This is a genomic window from Mycobacterium angelicum, from assembly GCF_002086155.1.
GTDB classification, from domain to species: domain Bacteria; phylum Actinomycetota; class Actinomycetes; order Mycobacteriales; family Mycobacteriaceae; genus Mycobacterium; species Mycobacterium angelicum.
This window is the reverse complement of record NZ_MVHE01000503.1, coordinates 1-212: the sequence shown is the minus strand read 5'-3', so window position 1 is coordinate 212 and position 212 is coordinate 1. Positions and strand designations below refer to the sequence as shown.

Annotated in this window: 1 pseudogene; it reads right to left on the bottom strand. The window is 72.6% G+C overall.

The window, feature by feature from the left end:
* Window positions 1–212, bottom strand: a pseudogene (locus tag BST12_RS30445) (carboxymuconolactone decarboxylase family protein); the annotation flags it as partial.

Here is a 212-nt window from a genome sequence, read left to right as displayed (position 1 = left end):
GCTCGAGCCGGCGGGTGGAGCGGCCCGGCCGATGCTCCGCGCGCACCTTGCGGGCGAACACCAGTCCACCGGCGCGGCGCATGAGCTGTTGGGCGCGCGGGCCCCCCGGCAGGAAGGTTTCGTCCAGCAGCACCAGGACCAGGCGTGCGATGAAGTGGAATTGCACCGCGGTGCCCAGGTATTCGGCGGCGACATCCGGGCCGAACGGTGCC